The organism is Brucella pseudogrignonensis (assembly GCF_031454375.1).
GTDB classification, from domain to species: Bacteria; Pseudomonadota; Alphaproteobacteria; order Rhizobiales; family Rhizobiaceae; genus Brucella; species Brucella pseudogrignonensis_A.
This window is the reverse complement of sequence record NZ_JAVDQT010000002.1, coordinates 186,777-208,699: the sequence shown is the minus strand read 5'-3', so window position 1 is coordinate 208,699 and position 21,923 is coordinate 186,777. Positions and strand designations below refer to the sequence as shown.

Sequence of the window (21,923 nt, the reverse complement as noted above, 5' to 3'; positions counted from 1 at the left end):
TATCGAAACTTGTTTCTCTTTTCGCAAGGCTAATCTACCGGCAGCTCTCTGCGCGACCAATCGGCTTTAGGGATAGGGTCACCAATCGCATATTGAAACGACGAAACCGCCATGTCTTTTGGGTTAACTTCGCAATTGAAATCGAGGTTGTACCATTTTGCATGACTTCTGAAGGCACCGTCGGACATCTTCAAACTCGTCTCTGTCAGCGCCCCACCCGTGCGTGCCATCATATCAGGAATAATATCAGGCCGGTGATGCCGGATCTGCTCCAATGCCTCTATTCCGCAAATTTGAATGACCCGATCCGTGGGCGAAAGCTTTCCCAAAGCCTGTTTGACATGTGGATTTGACAGCGCGTCCTTTGAATAAATTTTCTTAGCCTTCGTCATCTGCACTTCTTGCTTCGCCAAACTAGCTACACTCACAGACGATTTTTCAGCGCTGAGAATTGGATCAGTAGCAGATGATTTATTCTGATTAGGTTCGGTTTCACCTTGCGTCGGTTGAGGCGCATCTTCGCCCTCTTGGTCGGAAGGCTTGGCAGGTTCAATCTTGGTGTTTTCTTTCTCTTCGTTTGCAGCGGTCTCAAAAGCCTTTTGTTCAGATGCGGCATTGGCAGCATCATCCGACTTATCCGGCTGTTTCTCAGCCTGTGCCGAGGGTGCTGGCGGAACGAGTTCGACCTTCACATCTTCCGGCTGGACAGAATGCGTTGACACCGGAAAGGTAATCAACAGCAGCGCTAGCACGGCACCATGCAGTCCGACCGAAACGATGCCACCCAAAACTGTGTCTTTGTCCACCACCGATGACGATCTCTTCATTTTCAGTACAATTTGAGGCTGCTTAAAATGATGCGTGTCTCAACCATTATAAAACATGAAACAATTTCGCTTGAAAAGCATCCCTTTTCACAACGCCATCAAAGTCGCCTGCTATGAAAACGGCGAACAGACATTGCCTTACTACATAGACTTTGCAAAAAGACCTACACATCCGCACTGGCAATTTCCGCCATGCAATAGACTACCCAGCGATGCTCAAAGAAAGTGATTTTCCATGATTGTTATAGATAGGAACATACAACGGATAATCAGCTTCGCTTTTGGCGCAATGCTCTTGATCACTTCGCCAGTCTATTCGCAGGTTGCATCAACAATTCAGACACCGCCACCATCGGCAATTGCTGAATTTTCAGGTGAAGAATCTCTGCACAAGCTTGCTTTGGCCAATCTCGTTGCTTCGAACTGCGAGATTAACGGTGTCACAAAAGGCGATGCGGCACTGATCGGCGGAACGGCGCAAGCCGTAGCGAGTCATATGAACCTGACTATGGATGCTTACATTACCGACTATGTTCAGCCGGCAATGATGAAACTTGCGACTCCAACGGCATGCGAAGAGCACACGCCAATGACGAGTGACGTCTTGCAGAACATAAAAGATTTGGGCGGAACAGTATTAGACTGATTAAGAGAACTTGCTTACATCTTGAAAATAAATCAAAAGCAAAAACAGTCGTAGCTTTTGGCATGAAAGATGTAATATAATGTACGAGAAGCGTACCACTCCACCGCTGAGCCAAAGCCGTTTCATTGAACGGATGATGAAACATGCTTTTTATGTGATTGTCGTCATGCTCATCTCAGTGGCATTCGGTGCGATTGGATTTATTATTTTTGAAGGTCTTGGACTTGAAGATGCAATACTGCATTCAACCTTCATTCTCAGTGGTTTTGGTTTAATCAGCGTTCCTGCAAGCACAGCAGGCAGAATGTTCGCTGGAATATATGGGCTTTACGCCAATATTTTTTTCTTGGCAGGCTTCAGCATTATGTTTGCGCCGATCATTCACCGCATATTACATAAAATGCATGCGGATGACTTCTAAACGCAACGGAACTGATTTTCTCCTTCCGGCGTAATTAAAGAAATTTTCTCCTTGCCAAACACCCACTCTTGCATAGATCATGGTTAATTATGTGTTGTCGTATTTCGTGAGGAGATGTTCGATACGGCACATACATGGCGAGCTTTTACGGCTCTTTTAACCGCATTTGCGGAGTCTTGTATTGTAGTTTCCGTAAGTGCCTGAAGCTAATCATATTGGAAGAGAGGAAACAGAAATGTCTAGTTTGCTGCCCCCACTTCATGACGGTCATGCACCGATCTATTTGCATCACGCATTTCAGAACGCAATCGATGCCTACGAAGACTGGAATTTGGAAACAGCGGAGCCAGTCGTCGCAATCAATGGAAAGATCACTCGCATCAGCGTGGTTTTCCGTCGACTATGGAGTTGTACTGATATTGTCCCGCGTCATACGCTCGAAGCCTTGAGGGATATTGTTCCGTCAAACCTTATTCATGCAGAGCGCTGGAAAGACAGCGCAACATTTGCCGAAGCTGCCCATCTCATGCGGACAGCGCTTGAATGGCGCAAGGCACGGCGCGTTCCTGCCGTTTACTAAGACAAAATAACTTATGCCGCGGGCGGGATTTAACCCGCCCGTTTTCAATATCACTCTTTTAATTCAAAGCTTGCGGAAGCGAACGCGCGCACTGCGTTCAATTGCTGCCACAGTCAACTCATCCAGTGCCCAGCGGTCACGCAACATCTGCAAAAACTCAAGTTCTTCCTGCTCGACATGAAGGTCAGCCGCCGCCACTTCGACAGCCAGCGCGTAGGCCGTGTCGTAGAGCTTTTCCGGCAAGACATCATGTGCGAGATCGAGAATACGCTCCAAGCCATCATCATAAGAAAGCATTTCCAGACAGTCACTGGCAAGCTTTGGCAATCTCGCAGCATCAAAACCCTGAAAAACTGGCAGACGGGATACCACATTGCTGATCGACGCCAGCTCTGCATCGGTCATGGTTGTATCTGCGGCGGAAGTCGTCACCATGATGTAAACGAGTGCGTCCTGAGGTGAAATGTTTTTCATCGAATGCTCCTGCATCGTTCAACCGGAATCATAGTTTCGGCTAATTTTGAAGAAAATTAGGGAGCATGTAAGGCTTACGCAAGGAAATTCGGACGTAATCACTGTGGCAAAGATTGACGTGCAAGCTCCGCCGCGCCATAGAGCAATGGTACATTACCGTGCAAAAAATTTCATCAAACAAAGCCCTTCACAGGACATCAGGATAAAATCATGACTTCGCACCGTCTTCCCGAAATTACGCTGACCCCGGAACTGACCGCGGCGGCTGCGGAAGCGAAATCGTGGCCTTTTGAAGAGGCAAAGAAAATCCTTAAGCGCTACGCCAAGTCCGGTATGCCTGAAACAGTGATTTTCGAGACTGGCTACGGCCCTTCAGGCCTGCCGCATATCGGTACGTTCGGCGAAGTCGCACGCACGTCGATGGTGCGCCACGCTTTTCGCATTCTGACGGAAGACAAGGTCAAGACGCGCCTGATCTGCTTCTCGGACGATCTCGACGGGATGCGTAAGATCCCAGACAATGTTCCGGACAAGGCAGCCCTTGAGCCATATCTGCAATTGCCACTTTCCGCCGTGCCAAACCCATTTGGCGGCGAGTACAAGAGCTTTGCCGAGCATAACAACGCAATGCTCTGCCGCTTCCTTGACACCTTTGGGTTCGATTACGAGTTCGCAAGTGCGACCGAGTACTACAAGTCCGGCAAGTTTGATGCGGTGCTGCTGAAAGCTGTCGAGCGCTATGACGACATCATGAAGGTGATGCTGCCTACACTCGGTGAAGAGCGCCAGGCGACCTACAGCCCATTCCTGCCGATCTCGCCGAAGTCTGGCCGCGTGCTCTACGTGCCGATGAAGAGCGTCGATGCCAAGGCTGGCACCATCACTTTTGATGATGAAGATGGCGTTGAAACCACGCTTTCCGTTACCGGCGGCAATGTGAAGCTTCAGTGGAAGCCGGATTTCGGTATGCGCTGGGCAGCACTCGGCGTCGATTTTGAAATGTTCGGCAAGGATCACCAGACCAATGCGGGCATTTACGACCGCATCTGTGAAATCCTTGGTGGTCGCGCGCCAGAGCATTTTGTCTACGAACTCTTCCTCGACCAGATCGGCCAGAAGATTTCGAAATCGAAGGGCAACGGCATCGCGATTGACGAATGGCTGGCCTATGCGCCGACCGAAAGCCTTGCACTCTATAACTTCCAGAAGCCAAAGACCGCGAAGAAGCTCTATTTCGACGTGATCCCGAAGGCCGTGGACGAATATTTCACCTATCTCTCGGCTTATAACCGTCAGGAGTGGAAAGACCGTCTGAACAACCCAGTCTGGCACATCCATTACGGCAATCCGCCAAAGGTTGAACTGCCGGTTACATTCGCGCTGATGCTCAATCTGGTGAGCGCATCGAATGCAGAAAACCCAAGCGTTCTCTGGGGCTTCATCTCGCGCCATGTGCCGGGTGTTACGCCGGAAAACAATCCGGAACTCGACGCGCTCGTTGGCTATGCGATCCGTTACTTCAACGATTTCGTCAAGCCAACCAAGCAATTCCGTACGCCTGACGATGTGGAACGCGCAGCACTTGAAGGCCTTGATGCGAAGCTTGCGACGCTGCCTGCCGGTACTGATGGCACTGACATTCAGAATGCCATTCTGGACGTTGCCCGTGCAATCGAGCGTTATCAGGATCACACCAAGAAGAGCCCTGAAGGCGGCCCCGGCGTTTCTGTTTCTTTCTTCCAGATGCTCTATGAAGTGCTGATCGGTCAGGAACGCGGCCCACGCTTTGGTTCATTCGTTGCTCTTTATGGCATCGATGAAACCCGCGCACTCATTCAGAAGGCTCTTGCTGGCACATTGTCATAAGCGACCAACAATTCGAAAAATGCCCTGCGCCGATCAATCAGCGCAGGGCATTTTTGTTTATAGCACCTTCCAATCTGATTAAATCAGATTGGAAGGTCTCAAATCTTTATACGCGCATCCCGAAAAGAATTTCACACTCTTAGCGATGTGTCCTAGTTTTGCGGCGCAGGCGGAAATTCACCGTCAAGCTGTTGTGGTCTTGTCGGTTGAAGAGGCGCCTGTGGCACTTGGATTATTGGCTGATCAACCCCATTGCCGAACTCCGGCAATGCGCTTTCAGGCTTACTTCCATAGATCCCGAGTTTTCCTGCCTCTGCTTTTTCACCCGCATCCTGATAGGCACCGCCCGCAACAGCTTTGGCCCAACCATTGGCAACGAGCCACTGCGCCGCATCGTCATTGCCGACGCTGCAACTTGTCGCAATAGCAGCACCGCTATCATCTTGCGGTAGGCGGCACATAATTGCCCGTGCGCGTAACCACTGACGAAATGCAGTGCGTGCCTGCATACCACATGGCCAATTTTCACCCGATGGCGATTGGCACGATTGCTCAATCGGCATGACTTCTATGCCTTGCAAATCAACAATGCGTCCCTGACTTTCAAGCCGCCCTGCCGCTATCGCAACAGGTCGCTGTAAAAGCTGCATCGGCTCGCCATCATCTACAGGCGTTGCAGGTGCGGGTGGCTCAGGTGGCTTTGGCGTTGAAGCTAGTCCAAGATCGCTCAAAGGTGGTCGCGCAGGCTCGCGCTCAAGCCCGCTCTGCTCCGTCTCGCTTTGACCACTCTGACTGGCAGAATTCTGCTCATTAGTGTTTGGCGCAGCTTCAGGAGCCGCAGCATCTGGTGCTGGCGGATTATCTGCATCTTTATCGGGTTCGTCATAGTCAAACTGCTCGACAACAATTCCATTGCCGGAAGCAGAATCGGGTTTACTTTCACCGTCTCCGCTTTCGACAACGGTCACCGGGCGATCTAGCGCGCCATAAAACGGCGCAACAAACGCAGCGACGAGGATGGCTCCGGTTAGTCCAGCCAAACTACCAAAAACAATCCGTGCATTATTCTTACGACGCGGCTTGGCCATTACTGACTGGCCCACAGAATGCGAGCGACCCACTCAACATCTTTCATTTCAAAAGCACGGTTCGGAAATTCAGGATTGAACGAATGTAATTCGATTGTACGTGGTGTCTGGCGATGCAATATTTTGGCCATTACCTCTCCGTCTTTCGTGCGAACAACCACACGGTCGCCACGGCGAACCGCTGCATTGGGTGCTACGACTAGCGTATCGCCATCACGATAAAGCGGCAACATTGAGTCACCGGAAACTTCCAGCGCATAGACATTATCTGTGGGCGCCGCGGGAAACTGAACCACATCCCAGCCCTGACCGGCAGGGAATCCGGCATCATCAAAATAGCCACCTCCGCCCGCTTCCGCCATGCCAAGCAACGGAATGGCGCTTGGCTCCTGTAAATATTCACCATAATTGGGCGTCGAATTTTCACCCCGAATGAGCCGCGTAAACTCGTCCAATGTTGCCCCGGTGGCTTCCATCACTTTGGCAAGTGACTCTGTCGAAGGCCAACGCGCGCGGCCGTCTGATGCATATCGCTTGGACTTGTTAAAAGTCGTTGGATCCAACCCTGCCCGACGCGCAAGACCGGACGCACTTAAAGAACTGCGTTCTGCCAAGGCATCAATCGCAGCCCATACGCTATCGTGAGAAAACATTGCCGCAACCTACAAAAGAGGATTTTAAACCTAATTATCTAACATATATTGTGGCAAACTTAACAGAATTCCTAAAACGACGCAAGATATACGATTTTACAGGCAAATTTTCTTATACATAGACAAAACGCGCGACATTAGGATGTCGCGCGTTTTTCACTTCAGTCAAAGATTTATACGTTAAGCGGCTTTCTTCGCTTCACTTTTATATGGATTGAAGCGCTGATAGAAGCTTTCGCCGTTCTCTGCCATATCGACAAGCAGCTTTGGTGCCTTGAACTGCTGGCCGTATTTGCGCTGCAACTCCTTGGAAAGCTTGACGAATTTCTTCGCGCCCATACCATCGATATAAGACAACGTGCCGCCGGTGTAAGGTGCGAAACCAAAGGCTAGAATGGAGCCGACATCGGCTTCACGCGGATCAGTGACAATGCCTTCTTCCATCACGCGCGCAGCTTCCAGAGCAATCGTCACGAGAAAACGCTCTTTAAGTTCGTTCACATCAATCTTGTCAGGGTTCTGCTGCGGATAGAGATCTTTGAGACCGGCCCAGAGATGCTTCTTGGCAGGCTTGGCTGGGTATTCATAGAAGCCCTTGCCATTCTTGCGGCCCTTGCGGTCAAACTCATTGACGAGCTTGTCCACCAGTTCCACATGGCGCGGATCAACCGCCTTCTCGCCGAGATCGGCAAGCGTTGCCTTGAGGATCTTCTGCGAAAGATCGATGGCGGTTTCGTCGTTGAGCGCAAGCGGTCCAACCGGCATACCGGCCATACGGGCGGCATTTTCGATCATAGCAGCCGGAACACCTTCAACGAGCATGTTGTAGGCTTCCGACATATAGCGCAGCACGCAACGATTGACGTAGAAACCACGTGTGTCATTGACGACAATCGGCGTTTTCTTGATCACACGAACGTAGTCAAGAGCAACTGCCAGCGCTTTTTCAGAGGTCTTCTTACCGAGAATGACTTCCACCAGCATCATCTTGTCGACCGGCGAGAAGAAGTGGATGCCGATGAAGTTCTTCGGACGCTTGGAGACTTTCGCAAGGCCAGTGATTGGCAAGGTCGAGGTATTGGACGCAAAGACTGCAGAAGTTTTCAGCACTTCCTCAGCCTTTTCGGTCGCTACACGCTTGACTTCGCGGTCCTCAAAGACGGCTTCGATCACGAGATCGGCACCTTCAAGCTCAGCATAGTCAGGCGTTGCGGTGATGAGCGATAGGAGCTTTTCCTTGTCGGCTTCCGTCGCGCGGCCCTTCTGCATTTGCTTGGTGATAAGATCAGCCGTATGCGCCTTGCCCTTGTCCGCAGACTCCTGATCACGATCAATGAGCACCACCGGAATGCCAGCCTTGGCCGTCACATAAGCAATACCTGCGCCCATGAAGCCCGCGCCAATGACGCCGATCTTCTTGAACTTGGTTGGCTTTTCGTCAACCGGGCGACGTGCGCCCTTGTTCAATTCCTGCAACGACACGAAAAGCGAACGGATCATCATGCCCGCTTCGGTCGTCTGAAGGATTTCGGTGAAGTAGCGCTGCTCGATCTTAAGACCGGTATCGAACGGCACCAGAAGGCCTTCATATACCGATTTCAGGATAGCAAGTGCTGCCGGATAATTGCCGGAGGTTTCGCGGCGCAGAATAGCGGTTGCAGCAGGCCAGAGATTTGCACCGGCTGCCGAATAGATCACGCCGCCCGGCAGCTTGAAGCCCTTCTCGTCCCACGGTTGAACCGGCTTGAGGCCACCCTTGATGAGCTTCTTGGCAGTTTCAACGAGCTTCTTGGCAGGTGCGACTTCGGTAACAAGACCCATCGCCTTGGCGCGCTGCGCCGTCAGGCTTGAGCCAGTCGTCATCATCTGCAAAGCGTCCTGCTGATTGGCAAGGCGCGGAACGCGCTGCGTGCCGCCAGCGCCCGGAAACAGGCCGACTTTCACTTCCGGCAGGCCCATTTTCACGCCCGGCGCATCGGATGCAACACGGGCATGGCAAGCGAGCGACATTTCAAATGCACCACCCATGCAGGTGCCATTGATGGCCGAAACCCATGGCTTGCCCGAGGTTTCCAGCTTGCGGAACAGTCCGCCCATACGACCGACATTGTCGAACAACGACTGGACAGCAGCCTGCTTGTCCTTTGCCTTTTGCTTCTGGAATTCCTTGAACATGCCTTCGAGCATGGTCAGGTCAGCACCACCGGAGAACGTATCTTTGCCCGACGTGATGACCACGCCCTTGACCTTTTCATCAGCAGTCGTCGCGTCGATGATGGCATTCAATTCCTGCATCGCCTCGACGGTGAAAACATTCATCGACTTTTCAGGCATGTCCCATGTGACGAGTGCGATGCCATCGGCGTCGGTTTCAACTTTGAAATTTACATAAGCCATTATTCGCCTCCTACCCTTACACGCGCTCGATGATGGTGGCCGTACCCATGCCGGCACCGATACACAAAGTGACCAGTGCGGTGTTGAGGTCGCGGCGTTCCAATTCATCCAGCACCGTGCCGAGGATCATCGCGCCGGTTGCACCCAGCGGATGGCCAAGCGCAATCGCGCCGCCATTGACGTTGATCTTGTCGTGCGGAATATCGAAAGCCTGCATATAACGCAGAACCACGGCAGCGAAGGCTTCGTTCAACTCGAACAGATCAATATCCGAGAGCTTCATCTTGGCCTGTTTGAGCAGCTTTTCCGTTACATCAACCGGGCCAGTCAGCATAAGCGCTGGTTCGGAGCCGATATTGGCAAAAGCACGGATACGCGCGCGCGGCTTGATATCGAATGCTTTGCCAGCCTTCTTCGAGCCAACGAGAACGCCTGCTGCACCGTCAACGATACCAGACGAATTACCGGCATGATGGACGTGATTGATGGTTTCGACTTCCGGATGCGCCTGAATGCCAACAGCATTAAAGCCACCCATTTCACCGGGCATCACAAAAGATGGGTTGAGTTGACCGAGCGCCTGCATATCGGTGCCCGGACGCATATGCTCGTCATGGTCAAGAATGGTGAGACCGTTCTGATCCTTGATCGGAATGACCGAATTCTTGAAATAGCCCTTTTCCCACGATTTGGCGGCGCGCTTTTGGCTTTCTACTGCATAGGCATCCACGTCATCGCGTGAGAAGCCGTACTTCGTAGCAATCAGATCGGCAGAGACGCCCTGTGGCATGAAAAAGCCAGGAAAGCCGACGGATGGGTCCATATACCAGGCACCGCCCGACATGCCCATGCCAACGCGCGACATGCTTTCAACGCCACCAGCAATCACCAGATCGTCGGCACCGAACGCAACCTTGGCAGCGGCCAGATTGACCGCATCGAGACCCGACGCACAGAAACGCGAAATCTGAATGCCCGGTGCCTTGAAGTCGTAACCGGCTTCAAAAGCCGCAGATTTCGGAATAACTGCGCCCGCTTCGCCGACCGGATCGACACAGCCGAAAATAATATCATCGACCTTTGCCGTGTCGATACCGTTGCGGTCGCGCAAGGATTCCAGAATCTTCGCGCCCAGACGAACGGCAGGCACTTCATGCAGGCTACCGTCTTTCTTGCCACGTCCGCGCGGTGTGCGGACGTGATCGTAAATATAAGCCTCAGCCATTTTTTCTCCTTCCCGCTAAGTTCGAAAACTTAGCCTGATCTCTAACTCAAAATGCGTCTGCGTTAAGCGCCATCATGCTATCTGCACCCGACTGGATGCGCGCGAGATGGGCAACACTTTCCGGCATGATCCGCTCAAAATAATAGCGAGCCGTGACAAGCTTGGCTTCCAGATAGTCCTTATTGCCTTCGCCTGATGCCAGCTTTTCTTCGGCAACCTTCGCCATGCGCGCCCACATGTAACCAAGCGCTACCAGACCAAACAGATGCATGTAATCATTCGATGCTGCACCCGCATTGTCTGGCTTTACCATCGCGTTCTGCATCAGCCACATAGTTGCGGCTTGGAGGTCGTTGACGCCCTTCTTCAGATGCTTGGTGAAGAATGAGAGCTTCTCATTTTCGCGATTGGTTTCGCAGAATTCGCCCACTTCCTTGAAGAAAGCGGTGATCGCACGACCACCATTCAGCGCCAGCTTGCGGCCAACCAGATCAAGCGCCTGAATGCCATTGGCACCTTCATAGATCATGGCGATACGCGCATCGCGGACATACTGGCTCATACCATGTTCTTCGATATAGCCGTGACCACCGAACACCTGCTGCGCCATGACAGCATGTTCGAAACCCTTGTCGGTCAGAACGCCTTTCAGTACTGGCGTCAAAAGGCCGACGAGATCATCCGCCGCCTGACGTTCTGCTTCATCGCCTGAACGATGGGCAATATCCGAATTGAGCGCCGTCCAGAGGATAAGCGCGCGACCAGCTTCGTTATAAGCACGAATATTCATCAGGTTACGGCGAATATCCGGATGCACGATGATCGGGTCTGCCTTCTTGTCAGGCGCCGCCGCACCTGAAAGCGCGCGACCCTGAATACGCTCACGCGCATAGATCGCAGCGTTCTGATAAGCGGTTTCCGCAATCGAAAGCCCCTGAAGTGCTACACCGAGACGCGCTTCATTCATCATTGTGAACATGGCGCGCAGACCTTTGTGTGCCTCGCCAATCAGGAAACCAGTTGCATCATCATAGTTCATCACGCAGGTTGCATTGCCGTGGATGCCCATCTTCTCTTCGATGGAACCACAGGACACGCCATTGCGCTCTCCCGGATTGCCATCGGCATCAAGAATGAACTTCGGCACGATAAACAGCGAAATACCTTTCACACCTTCCGGTGCGCCATCAATACGGGCCAGCACCAGATGGATGATGTTTTCCGACATGTCATGTTCGCCAGCCGAGATGAAAATCTTCTGGCCGGAAATCTTGTAGGAACCATCGCCCTGCGGTGTCGCCGTTGAACGCAGCAAACCCAGATCCGTACCGCAATGCGGCTCGGTCAGGTTCATTGTGCCTGTCCACGTGCCTTCCACCATCTTTGGCAGATAGGTGTCTTTCTGCTCATCCGTTCCGTGGGTAAGGATCGCTGCAATCGCGCCCTGTGTAAGACCCGGATACATGGTGAGCGCCATATTGGCAGACGACATATATTCGCCAACAGCAGTATGCAGCAGATATGGAAGGCCCTGCCCGCCATATTGTTCCGGCACCGCAAGACCAAGCCAGCCGCCTTCGCGATACTGGTCATAAGCTGCTTTGAAACCCTTTGGCGTCTTCACCGAACCATCAGATGCGCGGGCGCAGCCTTCCTGATCGCCAGTATGATTGACAGGAAACAGCGTGCCTTCGGCAAGCTTCGCGCCTTCGGACAGGATCGCCTCGACGACATCGGGTGATGCATCGGCAAAACCCGGCAAATTGTTATAACGCTGATAATTCAGAACGTCATTGAGAACGAAATTTGTATCCTCAACTGGCGCGCGATAGCTCGGCATCGAAATCCTCCAAATCAATTACCTGCTGTTTCGCCTTGACGAAACATGCATCAGCTTGTGTCGACGACATGATTGCCACATCAAAAACTCAAATGCGTGACAGCACGTCTTTACTAACAAATGGGCTGGAAACACATAAATCCAGCCATTTAATCAACTTTTGACACCATTCCCGATCAAGACTTGATGAGAAAGGTGAAATTTCAGATAGAAACTAGCCTACTATTACGTTTCCGTAAACGTCAAAATTTACACTTAATAGTGCGCATTGGTTTAAGCAGCAAAAAACAGGCAAAAGCACACCCATGATCATAAACGGGCGAAGGAAGACCGAAGCTTATTGGCAATTACGCGGGTGATGACACTGCCAGGACACCATCCCCATGAGCATTGCTCCGCATCACAGCCTGAATTTCCAATGACACTCCAGCAAGCAGCTGCCCCACTAATTCCTATTGCGCCATTTACGTAATACTTTGACCTCACTTTTGCGACGCCAACGGCGGACGCGATGAGAATCATTGGAAAGAACTACCAATCCGAGCGGAAGCATCCAGAAACCGAGGATTGGCAAGAAACCCAAAGCACCACCTAAAACCAATGCACCGCCCAAAGTTCGACGCATTGCAACCGATTTGGGCACAGGGATTCGCTTTCCAAGAATCAAAATGGTGCGTTTGACAGGTATTTCATAGGCTTCACTCATAGAACATTCGTACTTTCTGGTCCTACCTTCGGTATTCCACACACATAAATACCCCGGGAAATATGGGGTTTCGTAGGCAAAAAGCAAAAAATTAGAAAAAATGAAAAATAGGGCTTTGCAAATCAGAAATCCTCCTGCTATACGCCACATCGCTGACACAGCGAGCGCCTCTTCCCCGGTAGCTCAGTGGTAGAGCAACCGGCTGTTAACCGGTTGGTCGCTGGTTCGAATCCGGCCCGGGGAGCCACTGCTTTCTTAATGAAAACAGTAGGTTGTATAAAAATTCCCAGTTCAAAAAGAGCGTGTTAAAATTTTTGGAATACTGAACTGCTGTCCTTGAATTGGATTCTCGAATATATTTTTCTGATAATCCACGGCGCATTTTGAATCGTTTTTTAGATTTCCAACTCATCCATCAGCATTACGAATAAGCTACTTGCCATTGTTACCCTGCTTAAATGGAGAGGAGTTGGCAAGCTTCGGTATCAGCGTGGACTTCTGCCTTTAAAGCCGACTTGAGTATCTCACACAGTATAACTGATATCCCCCATTCTCACCTAACCTCATGCCATAGCCCCGAATGCCGAGCCGCAATACGCGATAACAAAACATTGATTTTAATTAATGTTTTGATCTTATTTCATTCATCTGGCGTTCACTCCTCGATTGATACGGTTGCATCAACACAAAAGGAGTGTCCCATGATTAAGAAAGCTATCCTCGCTGCAATCGCTCTTTCATTTGTTGGTGCACCACTTGCGCAGGCACAAAATCATAATCCGCCACGCAAGCCTGGGTATAGCCACACTGAAAACTCTCGCCCTTCTCATGGGAAAAACTTTGAACGTCACGACCGGCGCGATCAGAAGCAGAAGCGTTGGTCACGTGGTGAGCGATATGGTGATTGGCGCCGCCACCAGGAAATCAAAGATTATCAGCGCTATGGCCTTCTTAAGCCAGGCCGCGGTCAGCATTGGGTAAAGGTCGACAATCAATACCTGCTTATCGCGGGTGCGACAGGCCTTATTGCCGGCATCTTGGCTGCAAGATAAATATTAAGCGGGGCTTAGGCCCCGCCTTTAAACTGCATTCAACTATTGGTAATGATTGCTCCGCAGGTTTAGGCAAGCAAGCCCCCCGTCGAACCAATTCAGATTCCAGAGCATTATCCAAAACTTCGCGATGCATCTTTGCATTTTTGTCGGACAGACAGCATTCCTTTACGGCGCAAGCTTCGTGCGCTGTAAGCCCTGCATTTTATCCAACATACATCGAGTCAGGCTTATGCCCCGCATATGAGGACTACTGACGCATACGAGGCTGACATACGCGTTGCCGCGACGTAAAGTACTGCAAGGCGCAAAATATGTAGTTAGCTATATTTTGCGCCTAACTCAAGCAACATTATCAATACGTAACAGGCTGGATGAATATATTATTCTGTTGAAATCAGAACTTCATATAAATTATCTCTAGAAACAGCATCAAAATTAAAGAAAGCAGGTATCAGCGAAAACCTTACTGGAGATAAAAATGAAGTTTTCAGATTTCCTGACATTTAACAAATTTCTTACGCCCTATCTGGTCAATGTAATTTATTGGATTGGGCTAATCGGCATAATAATTGCATCTTTGGTTATGTTCTTTTCGGCATTTTCAGCGTTTGGTGGCTTCAAAAATATTATTGGAGCAGTAGTTTTGCTCGCTGTTGGAACATTGTTTTGGCGCGTTGTCTGCGAAGGTCTTATTCTTTCATTTAAGGTAATTGACCGACTTACAGAAATCAGAGATCGCCTACCTCGTTAATTTAGAAACAGAAAAACAGGCGCTAATGCGCCTGTTTTGTTTCCAATACCGTCGCATGCATTGAATACAATCTCATTAAACTCATAAGGCCGACCGACCTGTAGCTTCCAGCATAGGGCGGCACTGCAATGCTAATTGTAAATGCCAGTGTTGAAACAGCTGGCATCAATCCTCACCCTGTCGTCATTTAATTTGAAATACCCTGAGCGACTTTCTACAGATCAGGCAAAACAGCAATCATACATGCATATCGTGCAATGCCTGAACATCAACGACATCCGCGATACGTCACGCCATCCCATATTTAGAATGTGAGAGCATAATTCGAACAAATCATCTGGCGGATGGAACGCAACTGAAGCGATAAGAAAATGTGCTAAGCGATTGATTTTGGTGAGCGCGCAGGGATTCGAACCCTGGACCTACTGATTAAAAGTCTGATGCCAATATAAATAAAATCAACACCTTACGGCTATTTTCCCTGTAAAAACCACCATAAAATTGCATAGCAAAAACAATGCTGTCAAAATTGAATTGTAAAATGATTGTGGCCTTATTTTTAGGCTCTCACTGCATAGGGTTAGCATAATACCGTAGCGGAAGATAACGGCATTTGCTCATGAACTGACACCTAATTTTTCTTTTCAAGCAAATTACGTTTGACTCTTCCATTTACATGAACAAAATAAGAACATCGATGGCGGTCGTGATAAACACAGATATACGGATGGCGTGTGTATCTGCTTTTTAATGGAGCAGTACAATGAATGCGGTTACGCGAGAAAATGAATACGACAACGAAATCGAGCTGGTACTTGCCTATCACAAAGGCGATGTGCGAGCGGCAATTGAAGCACTTTTGAAAGACCGCGACTTTCTCGTCAAAGAAATCGAATACGCCAGCCTTGCTATGTCGATGGGCTTTGCTCGTGGCTGGAAGCCGACTGTGTTTACAAAATGATTAGATCTCGTGGCGAGCCACCAAAGACGCTCATCAACAAGGAATATCCGTTTCAGGTCGTGCTTTTCATGACCGACTGGCACCGGACAAATCTTATTCCAATGCTGAATGACCGGACGCGTCTGGGTGGATATCGCCTGTGGAATACCACCCTGCATGATATCAAATATTTCGAAATAGCTATGTTCAAAACGGAACAAGGTCAGCAAGAGTTCATCCGGCTTTATGGCGGCGTTTCACACGATCCATGGGATAATAAATCTAAGCCGTGGGAGACATATTTTGAAAAATGCGATCGAAACCCCGTCACTTAGAAGCAATTCCGCCTGAAACGCGTATTAAGGATATGGTGTCGTGGTATGAGCTGCATGGATACTGTTTTCTGTGCGGGCATATTGGACAAATTCAGCACAAGATCATTCTGCGCAAGTTTGGTACGCACACCTATTTTGTCGAGCTCCACAAGCGGATGCGCTGCACGGTTTGCAAATCAAAGGGTGAAAGTCAGTTTGGTGTTAGAAAAATTCCTCGATAGAACTATCGTCTATCGGGCTGGGCCGCTTCAATTCGCGCCCTATTCTCTCCGTTGCAGGAGGATCACATGTGCAATCTGTACAACATCACGACAAGCCACGAGGCAATGCGCCGACTGTTTCCGAAATTCGGTGACGTGACGAATCGTATTGACCCGCAGTTGGACGTGTATCCAGATTATTCCGCGCCAGTTCTTCGAAATCTCACTGATGGAGAGCATGAGCTTGCACACCTTCGCTGGGGTATGCCGACGCCACCCATATACGTGAAGGGCGAAGCAGACACAGGTGTCACAAACATTCGCAACCTCACCTCTCCGCATTGGAGGCGATGGCAAGGCGTCGAAAGCCGATGTGTTGTTCCTGCCACCTCATTCTCTGAATACGGTCAAACAACCGATCCGAAGACGAAGCGTAAGCCGCTGCACTGGTTCGCCTTAAATGAAGATAAGCCGCTATTCGCTTTTGCTGGCATCTGGACGACATGGAAAGGTGTGCGAAAGAAAAAGGAAGGGCCAGTTGAAGTAGATATATTTGGCTTTCTGACCACTGAGCCTAACGCGGTTGTTAAGCCAGTTCACCCCAAGGCTATGCCCGTTATTCTGCGCACGACAGAGGAAATCGAAACTTGGCTCCGCGCTCCATGGGATGAAGCAAAGAAAATGCAGAAGCCTCTGCATAATGCTGATTTAATCGATCTGACAACCAGCAACGACAACAAGGAAGAGCAAGCAAGCCTGTTTTAAGGAGCCTTTCGCTCGTTCGTGCGTTCATTCTTTGTAGGAGGAATAAGACATGCACGGACCAAAATCACCAACAAGCTACCCAGACCGCAATCTTGATTGTCAGGAAGAATTGGCTGCAAAGCTAGTTGAAGCCCTAAACGAAGCAGAGGAAGCGGGATGGGGCAGGCTTGAAGCGGCTGCTGCAATGGTAGAGGTTGCGATGGGTATTCACATCGGAGAGCGCGGAGCCGATCCAAACGAATAGGCTAATGCCCCCTTCTTCTGCGCCGCTTCCATCCTCTGCAATATGTCTGTGACGATACGTCTGTCGTTACGCTATTAAAGCGACCTATCAATAATCTGACTTTACAATGGCTGTCAGTTTGTTGTAGTTGCGCCGACCGTTCAAAATGAACTGTTACAGAAGTGTTATTTGATTTTCCGCGCTTGGCGAATATATTGGTCCTTATGAAGAAGAACGCAAAAAAGCAGAATGTGCACAATAGTGCCGAACTGCGTCACCGTCGCGGTGGCTTTGCAGGAAGCTTTGTTACGGGATTAGCTACCCTTCTTGCATTGGCTGGCCCATCAAGCGCCAGCATGCAGCAACGGCCTGAGGCTGGTTCTCTACGAGGCGACTTCGTTCGTCTTGGGTCCGATATGCGCACGGTCATAGTGAAAGAGCGCAAGCGTGAAGAAGCCTCCCGTAAAAAGTCATAATAACGACCACAACGAGTTTAACGGACCGCCGACAGCATCACAGATGGAAATGATGTGGTCTGGTCCGCTGCCTCCCCCACAAGTTCTACAATCTTTCAACGATGTAGTTCCAGACGGCGCGGAACGCATCATGCGCGCGTGGGAAAAAGAGACCGATCATCGGCACCATATGGACCGAAAGCAGTCCACACTCTACGCAGCGGAAGCAATTATAGGAAAAATCTTTGCGTTTCTATTTGTTCTGACAGCGCTTGGGGTATGCGGATATGCGGCCTCTGTCGGAGCGGATTGGGTCGCTGCTATAATTGGAACTGGAGTAATCGCGTCAGTTGTATGGGCTTTCGTGAAAGTTAGCAGGGACCAGAAAAACGGAAATCACTGATATTTCAAAGTGACTTCAACCCACCTCCAACTACAAAAGCCACGAACGCCATTATCAAGCCACTGATAACCAGCCACATGATTTTGGACAGAATGCCGCTCACTTTCTCGATCTTCTTGTCGAGGTCATCAAATCGCCTGTCCACGTTCTTCCATTTCTCATCGGTTCGAGCGCCAGCAATCTCCGACTGACGCTGCCACTGCTCAAGCGTGGTGATGCGAGGCACAATCCCGGTCAGATTGTGTTCCATGGCGCTCATACGCGCTCTCAAATCGCCTTCTGTGTCTGGCATTGTGTTCAATTCCCGCCTCCCCTCTTATTTCTCATCATGCTTTGCGCATTCGTCTTTCGACCAGACACCACCGGCACAGCCTCGGACGATTGTTCGGTCGATCTTTCTCTGATCCACATCAGTCGCGCCTCGTGCGCCCATCAGGTCAGAACCAAGCACGCTACGGACGCCGCTCACATTTGCCGGTCCTGAATGTCCACACCCCGCCAGCATCGATACACTCATCATAAGAGAGAGCAGCACCAAGGGCTTTGTCAGTTGCTTCATTGTTCTGTCTTTCGATTTTGGTTTCGGTAATTGATTGGCCGTCGCGCTTGCCGATCACATACCCAGCAGCCAGACACAAAAATGCCGCCAGTACGGCGGCGGCGGTTATCTTCAACCAGTTAGGGATTAGCGCCCAGATCATGACAAATCAGCCTGTAGCTCTTTGACTGCCTTGAACAGATCGCGACGGCGTTTGATGCCGTAAATCGCAAACCCGATAATGGCCGCACTGAATACGAGTTGCACCCGCCAATCCAGCCCGCCGAGGAATGAACCCACACCGCTGACTGCCGACATGATTGCAGCGCCTGCCCACGTCCAGACGGTCTTGCTATGCGATGGCTTCGTGCCAAGCTCGCCCGGATCGGCAACAACTGGCACTTGCTCAACAACCACCTCAGCGACTGGCTGTGCGGAACCGGCAGTTTTTACCTTGTTAAGGACGGCTTCAATTTTAGCAGGTGTGACAAGCGCCTTATTCAGTGGATCGCCAGTATAATAGCTTTGACCGCGTTTCAGATCGCGGTGGGCGCCCTTGGTTGCGGCCAGTACTGGAAACGATGCCCACTCCTGCGCAAGACGCTTGCCGAACTCAGTACGGCTGATCTTGCCAGAGATGAACTGATGATAACCACGACGAATGAGCAGGTGATAGCCGAGGCGATCTTGCAAATCCGGGTCAAAGACTTGCGTACCGCGCAAGCCAAGTTCCTGAGCCAAGCCTTGCAGTGTGGCCCGCATGAACTGATAACGACCCGAAGCTGACGATTTGAAGCGCTTTGTGAATGAGGCTTGTGCATCAATCAGTTCTCCGAGCGTCAAGCTTGTGATCTGCTTTGGCAACTTTCCCTGATTGTGACCATAGATCACGTCATAAGATGCGCGGCCTGTGCTCCCGACTTCTGTCTGTGCGATGAAGTCAAGCAAAAGCGCCGCGCCAACTGGCACAGTTCTATCCATTGTGTTTTCCTATTATTGTGGGATGATCGATTTGCGACGGTGAGGTATGACCATCAATCTGGCGCAGCCTCGGTGTGCACCCCCGTGCTGCCGGGGTTTTCTTTCGGCATGAAAAAACCGCCTCAAGGGCTGCTTGAGAATGAGTGTGGAATTACGAAGGAATGAGGGGCCTGCCCCTTACTGCTGCTGGATGAGCGAAAGCCCCGCCGCGTTGATGCGTCGTGTCATTGTGTTTCCTTTGTTTAAATTTTGTGAAGACGGTGCTTGAAATTAAAACTTGATGATATAAGACATGTTTTAATTTATGGGCACTATGGGGCTGTTGTGTACTGGTTTAATGTCGGATTAACATCTTTAGCTTTAGCGATTATTGCACCAGCAATTGTTTCAATGATTATGGATATGAGTAATCGCCGCTAATACCCCCCGCATCTTAACGTAAGCCGGTTTAATCTTCACACCATTTAGACCCGGTTCCGTCCATTGTGTTTTCCTATTTTTGTGAGATGATTAGTCTGCGCTCTAAAAGCCCCCGCTTTCAGTAGAGCGCAGCCCCGGTAGCGCCCGCATGCACCGGGGCTTTCTTTTCGTGTCTATCTGTATATCAATTCTCTGGCGCAGGTGAGGTGTGACAGTCTATCCAGCGCGGCCCCGGTGTGGTTGTGCGATCCTGCCGGGCTTTCTGTCGAAAAGGCTACTGACAGACTTAATTCCACCCACTACAGAGATTTTAGATTGACACCTCGGATGCAGAACCGATTTATTCCGCGCAAATACGCCAATCAATAGTGGAGAATATTTTGACCGATCATACTGACCAATTTGGATGGGCGCTTACTGAGTGCCTTTATGCGATCCCGGCAACGCATACACCGAATACATTGCTTGGTCACATTCCAGTAATCACGCTACTGACACGTCTCGCCAACCCTAATGTGACAGTGGATTTAGGCGTAGCGCGTAGTTCAGTTTTTGAAGCTGTCAGCTCTGCCATTCGTCGTTTTAACTTGGATACGTCTTGTTACGGCATTTTCGAGGGCTCTGATAGCGATGCGAACTCCTCAATCGACGCCGTTTTACGGAGTGTATCTAATAACTATCCACAATCCACAGTCATTGTCGGCGACACCGGAAAAAGCGCGGCTTTGTTCGATGAGGGGTCAATTGATATTCTTACGATTTCGCATTTAGCGGATCGCTCCACCATCGAGGACGTTATTACAGAATGGCTACCGAAGCTCTCAGACAGCGGTATCGTCCTTATAGCTACGATCAACCACCCGAGCCCTCATGACCCCTTCCGAATTTTCTGGCAAAATGTTAAGAACAGATACAGTTCTTTCGATTTTTCCCATCAATTCGGGCTGGGAGTGCTATTTGTCGGGCAAGAACAGAAGCCTCTAGTTCGCGAATTAGTTGAAAACCTTAACAATAATCCTTATTTTTCATCGTTATTTTCTTCCATGTGCGAATACAATGGCGTTGTAATGCAGGAACGCTTAACCCCTCAGGTTGCAGCACAGATCCAGATCCCCGGAAGAGCAGGCTATATTGCTGAACGAGCGGACCTACTCTTTAAACACAGTCGCGCGTGGAAATTACTCGCACCGATGCTGAGAAGAATTAGCGGCTTCCGTCGACTTGAAGAGGCCACGCGATGAAACCGCGTGTTGCATGTCTTGGACACCGGGTCTACTTTGAGAACCATTTCTGCGAACTAAGGTCCGAACTCTTCGAGGTTAAGTGGTTCGATTACGATCACTATTCGACAAGTGTATACGATGATCTGCGAAGCTTTCGGCCTGACGTTACGCTAATTTATCGACCGGAACTTCACCGAGCCTCGCATTTGAAGTCTATTTCGGGGTTTAAAATTGGATTTTCCACCGAACCGCTTCCCAAAATCACAACCGACGGCTTACTTAAGACATCTTCGGAAACTGATCGACGCCTTGCAATGATTGCCCACCTCGAACGAGAGGGCTTCAATCGTATTTACCATTATGATCAAGGCTCGCGTTCTTTCATCGATCAACATTCACTTCCGATAGATGACTACGCCGTCATTCCGGTAAACACCGATTATTTTAATCCTTTGCGAGCTAGAAAACCAAAATGGGATATTCTTTTTCTTGGTAAGGCTACGGAACGACGATCAAGAATTCTGTCAAGGTTGAAGAACCATAATCTGTCATTCTTGTGGGTCGAGCATGGTGTAAGTGGCAGTGAACTTGGCAAATTGTTCAAAAGAGCACGCTGTATTCTTAATATTCATGCTGACGATATCCAAGCATTAGCACCACGCGTATATCTTGCAGCAGCGTGCGGCGTCCCCGTACTAACGGACCCTACTGGAGATGCAGACTTTCCTTTTTCACGTCTTGTTCGTTCATTTGACATGAATGATTTATCTCTCGACCTCGTTGAGAGTAATATTGAAGACGTTGTGCAATCAGGCGTGTTGTCAGATGATGCCTACCTTAGAAAGTGCATCGAAGATATTTCTGTTGAGCGGTTTCTGATGAATGCTGTAGAGAAAATATTGTGAGTGGAC

The 21,923-nt window shown here is 50.0% G+C and carries 25 protein-coding genes and 1 tRNA gene; 15 read left to right on the top strand and 11 right to left on the bottom strand.

What is annotated here, in order from left to right:
* Positions 1-29: 29 nt before the first annotated feature.
* Positions 30-827 carry a DUF930 domain-containing protein gene (locus tag J2782_RS08845; protein WP_310011548.1) on the bottom strand — a complete coding sequence of 266 codons (798 nt, stop codon included), beginning with the start codon at positions 825-827 and terminating at the stop codon, positions 30-32.
* Between the two features lie 295 nt (positions 828-1,122).
* On the opposite strand from J2782_RS08845, the gene J2782_RS08840 reads away from it, so the two are divergent.
* From J2782_RS08840 to J2782_RS08830, 3 genes are all read left to right on the top strand, one after another.
* The gene (locus tag J2782_RS08840; RefSeq protein ID WP_310011546.1) at positions 1,123-1,473 is read left to right on the top strand and encodes a hypothetical protein; all 351 of its coding nucleotides are present in this window, start codon (positions 1,123-1,125) and stop codon (positions 1,471-1,473) included.
* Positions 1,474-1,552: 79 nt separating this feature from the next.
* A complete protein-coding gene (locus J2782_RS08835) occupies positions 1,553-1,894 on the top strand; it encodes a hypothetical protein (RefSeq protein ID WP_310011544.1) in 342 nt (113 codons plus the stop codon).
* Between the two features lie 235 nt (positions 1,895-2,129).
* On the top strand, positions 2,130-2,474 hold the full coding sequence (locus tag J2782_RS08830) for a BRA0787 family protein (RefSeq protein ID WP_250042107.1): 345 nt from the start codon (positions 2,130-2,132) through the stop codon (positions 2,472-2,474).
* Between the two features lie 63 nt (positions 2,475-2,537).
* Here J2782_RS08830 and J2782_RS08825 read toward each other — a convergent pair whose 3' ends face one another.
* Positions 2,538-2,948 carry a tellurite resistance TerB family protein gene (locus tag J2782_RS08825; RefSeq protein ID WP_310011540.1) on the bottom strand — a complete coding sequence of 137 codons (411 nt, stop codon included), beginning with the start codon at positions 2,946-2,948 and terminating at the stop codon, positions 2,538-2,540.
* Positions 2,949-3,158: 210 nt separating this feature from the next.
* On the opposite strand from J2782_RS08825, the gene J2782_RS08820 reads away from it, so the two are divergent.
* A complete protein-coding gene (locus J2782_RS08820; protein WP_310011538.1) occupies positions 3,159-4,814 on the top strand; it encodes a lysine--tRNA ligase in 1,656 nt (551 codons plus the stop codon).
* A gap of 152 nt (positions 4,815-4,966) precedes the next feature.
* Here J2782_RS08820 and J2782_RS08815 read toward each other — a convergent pair whose 3' ends face one another.
* The 6 genes from J2782_RS08815 to J2782_RS08790 form a co-directional block, all read right to left on the bottom strand.
* Positions 4,967-5,902, bottom strand: coding sequence for a thermonuclease family protein (locus tag J2782_RS08815; protein ID WP_310011536.1), 936 nt, complete (start codon positions 5,900-5,902; stop codon positions 4,967-4,969).
* The gene (locus J2782_RS08810) at positions 5,902-6,555 is read right to left on the bottom strand and encodes a S24 family peptidase (RefSeq protein WP_250042116.1); all 654 of its coding nucleotides are present in this window, start codon (positions 6,553-6,555) and stop codon (positions 5,902-5,904) included. Before J2782_RS08810 ends, J2782_RS08815 begins: the two co-directional genes overlap by 1 nt.
* Positions 6,556-6,735: 180 nt before the next feature.
* Positions 6,736-8,952 (bottom strand): FAD-dependent oxidoreductase, encoded by a 2,217-nt coding sequence (locus J2782_RS08805; RefSeq protein ID WP_310011532.1) that lies wholly within the window; start codon positions 8,950-8,952, stop codon positions 6,736-6,738.
* A 16-nt stretch (positions 8,953-8,968) separates the two neighbouring features.
* The gene (locus tag J2782_RS08800; RefSeq protein ID WP_310011530.1) at positions 8,969-10,177 is read right to left on the bottom strand and encodes an acetyl-CoA C-acetyltransferase; all 1,209 of its coding nucleotides are present in this window, start codon (positions 10,175-10,177) and stop codon (positions 8,969-8,971) included.
* A 46-nt stretch (positions 10,178-10,223) separates the two neighbouring features.
* A complete protein-coding gene (locus tag J2782_RS08795; RefSeq protein WP_310011528.1) occupies positions 10,224-12,017 on the bottom strand; it encodes an acyl-CoA dehydrogenase C-terminal domain-containing protein in 1,794 nt (597 codons plus the stop codon).
* Between the two features lie 445 nt (positions 12,018-12,462).
* On the bottom strand, positions 12,463-12,723 hold the full coding sequence (locus J2782_RS08790) for a hypothetical protein (protein WP_310011525.1): 261 nt from the start codon (positions 12,721-12,723) through the stop codon (positions 12,463-12,465).
* Positions 12,724-12,895: 172 nt separating this feature from the next.
* On the opposite strand from J2782_RS08790, the gene J2782_RS08785 reads away from it, so the two are divergent.
* From J2782_RS08785 to J2782_RS08745, 9 genes are all read left to right on the top strand, one after another.
* Positions 12,896-12,970: transfer RNA gene (locus J2782_RS08785), tRNA-Asn, on the top strand.
* Between the two features lie 454 nt (positions 12,971-13,424).
* Entirely contained in the window at positions 13,425-13,775 is a 351-nt protein-coding gene (locus J2782_RS08780; RefSeq protein WP_310011523.1) for an RcnB family protein, read from the top strand.
* A gap of 481 nt (positions 13,776-14,256) precedes the next feature.
* Positions 14,257-14,529 (top strand): DUF4282 domain-containing protein, encoded by a 273-nt coding sequence (locus tag J2782_RS08775; RefSeq protein WP_310011521.1) that lies wholly within the window; start codon positions 14,257-14,259, stop codon positions 14,527-14,529.
* Between the two features lie 763 nt (positions 14,530-15,292).
* Positions 15,293-15,490, top strand: coding sequence for a hypothetical protein (locus tag J2782_RS08770; RefSeq protein ID WP_310011518.1), 198 nt, complete (start codon positions 15,293-15,295; stop codon positions 15,488-15,490).
* A complete protein-coding gene (locus J2782_RS08765) occupies positions 15,487-15,804 on the top strand; it encodes a hypothetical protein (RefSeq protein WP_310011516.1) in 318 nt (105 codons plus the stop codon). Before J2782_RS08770 ends, J2782_RS08765 begins: the two co-directional genes overlap by 4 nt.
* A gap of 287 nt (positions 15,805-16,091) precedes the next feature.
* Positions 16,092-16,769, top strand: a complete 678-nt coding sequence (locus J2782_RS08760; protein ID WP_310011514.1) for an SOS response-associated peptidase — start codon at positions 16,092-16,094, stop codon at positions 16,767-16,769.
* 49 nt (positions 16,770-16,818) lie between these two features.
* Positions 16,819-17,013 carry a hypothetical protein gene (locus tag J2782_RS08755; RefSeq protein WP_310011513.1) on the top strand — a complete coding sequence of 65 codons (195 nt, stop codon included), beginning with the start codon at positions 16,819-16,821 and terminating at the stop codon, positions 17,011-17,013.
* Positions 17,014-17,216: 203 nt separating this feature from the next.
* Positions 17,217-17,468: a hypothetical protein gene (locus J2782_RS08750; RefSeq protein ID WP_310011511.1), complete on the top strand. Its 252-nt coding sequence runs from the start codon at positions 17,217-17,219 to the stop codon at positions 17,466-17,468.
* Entirely contained in the window at positions 17,440-17,850 is a 411-nt protein-coding gene (locus J2782_RS08745; RefSeq protein ID WP_310011509.1) for a DUF2335 domain-containing protein, read from the top strand. Before J2782_RS08750 ends, J2782_RS08745 begins: the two co-directional genes overlap by 29 nt.
* A gap of 4 nt (positions 17,851-17,854) precedes the next feature.
* On the opposite strand, the gene J2782_RS08740 is transcribed toward J2782_RS08745, so the two are convergent.
* From J2782_RS08740 to J2782_RS08730, 3 genes are all read right to left on the bottom strand, one after another.
* Positions 17,855-18,142 carry a guided entry of tail-anchored proteins factor 1 gene (locus J2782_RS08740; protein ID WP_310011507.1) on the bottom strand — a complete coding sequence of 96 codons (288 nt, stop codon included), beginning with the start codon at positions 18,140-18,142 and terminating at the stop codon, positions 17,855-17,857.
* A gap of 24 nt (positions 18,143-18,166) precedes the next feature.
* Positions 18,167-18,409, bottom strand: a complete 243-nt coding sequence (locus J2782_RS08735) for a hypothetical protein (protein ID WP_310011505.1) — start codon at positions 18,407-18,409, stop codon at positions 18,167-18,169.
* A 138-nt stretch (positions 18,410-18,547) separates the two neighbouring features.
* Positions 18,548-19,369, bottom strand: coding sequence for a hypothetical protein (locus J2782_RS08730; RefSeq protein WP_310011503.1), 822 nt, complete (start codon positions 19,367-19,369; stop codon positions 18,548-18,550).
* Positions 19,370-20,169: 800 nt separating this feature from the next.
* On the opposite strand from J2782_RS08730, the gene J2782_RS08725 reads away from it, so the two are divergent.
* Together J2782_RS08725 and J2782_RS08720 are read left to right on the top strand one after the other, a co-directional pair.
* Positions 20,170-21,030 (top strand): class I SAM-dependent methyltransferase, encoded by an 861-nt coding sequence (locus J2782_RS08725; RefSeq protein ID WP_310011501.1) that lies wholly within the window; start codon positions 20,170-20,172, stop codon positions 21,028-21,030.
* Positions 21,031-21,218: 188 nt separating this feature from the next.
* Positions 21,219-21,917 (top strand): glycosyltransferase family protein, encoded by a 699-nt coding sequence (locus J2782_RS08720; RefSeq protein WP_310011499.1) that lies wholly within the window; start codon positions 21,219-21,221, stop codon positions 21,915-21,917.
* Positions 21,918-21,923: the final 6 nt, after the last annotated feature.

Coding starts and splice junctions, on each gene's coding strand:
- J2782_RS08795 (WP_310011528.1), bottom strand. CDS start 12,017: ATGCCGAGCTATCGCGCGCCAGTTGAGGATACAAATTTCGTTCTCAAT.
- J2782_RS08770 (WP_310011518.1), top strand. CDS start 15,293: ATGAATGCGGTTACGCGAGAAAATGAATACGACAACGAAATCGAGCTG.
- J2782_RS08805 (WP_310011532.1), bottom strand. CDS start 8,952: ATGGCTTATGTAAATTTCAAAGTTGAAACCGACGCCGATGGCATCGCA.
- J2782_RS08800 (WP_310011530.1), bottom strand. CDS start 10,177: ATGGCTGAGGCTTATATTTACGATCACGTCCGCACACCGCGCGGACGT.
- J2782_RS08830 (WP_250042107.1), top strand. CDS start 2,130: ATGTCTAGTTTGCTGCCCCCACTTCATGACGGTCATGCACCGATCTAT.
- J2782_RS08765 (WP_310011516.1), top strand. CDS start 15,487: ATGATTAGATCTCGTGGCGAGCCACCAAAGACGCTCATCAACAAGGAA.
- J2782_RS08820 (WP_310011538.1), top strand. CDS start 3,159: ATGACTTCGCACCGTCTTCCCGAAATTACGCTGACCCCGGAACTGACC.
- J2782_RS08790 (WP_310011525.1), bottom strand. CDS start 12,723: ATGAGTGAAGCCTATGAAATACCTGTCAAACGCACCATTTTGATTCTT.
- J2782_RS08750 (WP_310011511.1), top strand. CDS start 17,217: ATGAAGAAGAACGCAAAAAAGCAGAATGTGCACAATAGTGCCGAACTG.
- J2782_RS08735 (WP_310011505.1), bottom strand. CDS start 18,409: ATGAAGCAACTGACAAAGCCCTTGGTGCTGCTCTCTCTTATGATGAGT.
- J2782_RS08815 (WP_310011536.1), bottom strand. CDS start 5,902: ATGGCCAAGCCGCGTCGTAAGAATAATGCACGGATTGTTTTTGGTAGT.
- J2782_RS08810 (WP_250042116.1), bottom strand. CDS start 6,555: ATGTTTTCTCACGATAGCGTATGGGCTGCGATTGATGCCTTGGCAGAA.
- J2782_RS08755 (WP_310011513.1), top strand. CDS start 16,819: ATGCACGGACCAAAATCACCAACAAGCTACCCAGACCGCAATCTTGAT.
- J2782_RS08740 (WP_310011507.1), bottom strand. CDS start 18,142: ATGCCAGACACAGAAGGCGATTTGAGAGCGCGTATGAGCGCCATGGAA.
- J2782_RS08760 (WP_310011514.1), top strand. CDS start 16,092: ATGTGCAATCTGTACAACATCACGACAAGCCACGAGGCAATGCGCCGA.
- J2782_RS08730 (WP_310011503.1), bottom strand. CDS start 19,369: ATGGATAGAACTGTGCCAGTTGGCGCGGCGCTTTTGCTTGACTTCATC.
- J2782_RS08825 (WP_310011540.1), bottom strand. CDS start 2,948: ATGAAAAACATTTCACCTCAGGACGCACTCGTTTACATCATGGTGACG.
- J2782_RS08775 (WP_310011521.1), top strand. CDS start 14,257: ATGAAGTTTTCAGATTTCCTGACATTTAACAAATTTCTTACGCCCTAT.
- J2782_RS08845 (WP_310011548.1), bottom strand. CDS start 827: ATGAAGAGATCGTCATCGGTGGTGGACAAAGACACAGTTTTGGGTGGC.
- J2782_RS08835 (WP_310011544.1), top strand. CDS start 1,553: ATGTACGAGAAGCGTACCACTCCACCGCTGAGCCAAAGCCGTTTCATT.
- J2782_RS08780 (WP_310011523.1), top strand. CDS start 13,425: ATGATTAAGAAAGCTATCCTCGCTGCAATCGCTCTTTCATTTGTTGGT.